The organism is Nocardiopsis sp. TNDT3 (assembly GCF_003427465.1).
Classification (GTDB): Bacteria; Actinomycetota; Actinomycetes; order Streptosporangiales; family Streptosporangiaceae; genus Nocardiopsis; species Nocardiopsis dassonvillei.
In genome coordinates this window covers 1-1,427 of record NZ_QPFC01001390.1, presented here as the reverse complement: position 1 = coordinate 1,427, position 1,427 = coordinate 1, and the positions used below count along the sequence as shown (strand labels likewise).

Annotated in this window: 1 protein-coding gene; it reads right to left on the bottom strand. The window is 76.0% G+C overall.

The window, feature by feature from the left end:
• Positions 1-169: 169 nt before the first annotated feature.
• On the bottom strand, positions 170-1,427 hold a 1,258-nt coding region (locus tag DQW06_RS28145), incomplete at its 5' end, for a hypothetical protein (RefSeq protein WP_117199617.1).

Below are 1,427 nucleotides of genomic sequence, written 5' to 3'. Positions count from 1 at the left end.
GCGCCGCCCGGTGGGGCGGCGCCGTCGCCGTGTCTCTCGGTCCCGCCGTGCGGGGAGGCCGCGCCGGTGTCGCGGTGGGATTCCGTTCAGGTGCCCGGCGGACCGCCCCGGGACCGGCGGACGCGGCGGGGGAGAGCCGTCGCGCCCGCCGGCTGTGCGGGGCCGCGGGCTAGCTCACGACGGGCAGGGCCTCGGAACCGGGCAGGTCCATGAAGGTCGGGTGCTGCGTCATGCCCGCGGGGGTCTCCTGCGGGACGGTACCGCCCTCGACGGACAGCAGGTCACTGGTGTCCACGTCGTTCAGCAGGTCGGTGCCGCGGCCCAGCTCCGCCACCAGGGCCTCGGCGGTCCGGGTGTCCACGCCCTCGGCGATCGTGGGCACCCCGGCGTCGGCGAGCTGCGGCACGACGGAGTCCACCGCGTCGTCGACCACGGGCACACCGGTGCCGGAGAGGCGGGGGACCCCGGACTCGGCCAGGGGGCCCTCCACGTTCAGGGGCTGGAGTTCGGCGGCCCTGAGGTCGCCGCTCTCGGCGCCGCTCGCGAGGGCGTCGGCCAGGTCGCCCAGTCCGGGCGCCGCGGGCGCCGACTGGTGGACGGTGGTGAGGGGCTGGTCGAGGTTGCGCTGGCCGATCATGCCGAGCACCTCCTCCTCGCCGAGGCTGATGTTGTTGTCCTCGGTCAGGGGGGTGGCCTCCATGAGGTCCTGCACACTGCCCGGCGTCTCCACGCCGAAGACGTAGGCGATGTCCCACATGTTCGGGACGGGGGGCGCGGCCGCGCTCTGGCGCACGGTGGGGGAGCCGCCCAGACCCAGGGCGTTCTCCAGGGCGGGCGCCTCGGCGCCGTCCAGTGCCAGGCTGTTGCCGCCGGTCACCGAGGACAGGTCGGAGGTCTCGGGCAGCTGGGCGACGTCGCGGAGCCGGGAGGTGTCCGGCAGCTGGGCGACCTGGCCGACCCGGGGCAGGTCCACCTGCTCGCGCAGCCCGTAGACCGACTCCAGGGTGTGCGGCAGCACCGTGACCGCGGTCTCCTCCACGGCCTCGCCCGCACGGTGGCCGCCGTGCTCCAGGGCCCGCCCGGCGTCGTGGCCGATGGTGTCGTGGGGGTCGCCGTCCAGACCGGTGGCGTCCTGGACCCCGGAGACGGTGTCGGCCAGCTCGGAGGTCGGGTTGGGCACCTCGCCCAGCGGGGTCCGGATGTCCTGGCCCTCGGGCAGCGGGGCGGCCAGGTCGGGAGCGGGCTTCTCGGGGTTGTGCGCGGTCTCCTGGAGCTCGCTCAGGGCGCTGCCGGCGATCGGCCCGACGCCCTCGGGCGCCACGCTGTTCATGGTGGGGGCGACGCCCTCGACCAGGGCGCGCTCGACGAGGGGTGCGATCTCGTGGACGGGCGAGGAGAGGGACTCGGCGCCGGCGATCCCGGCGCCG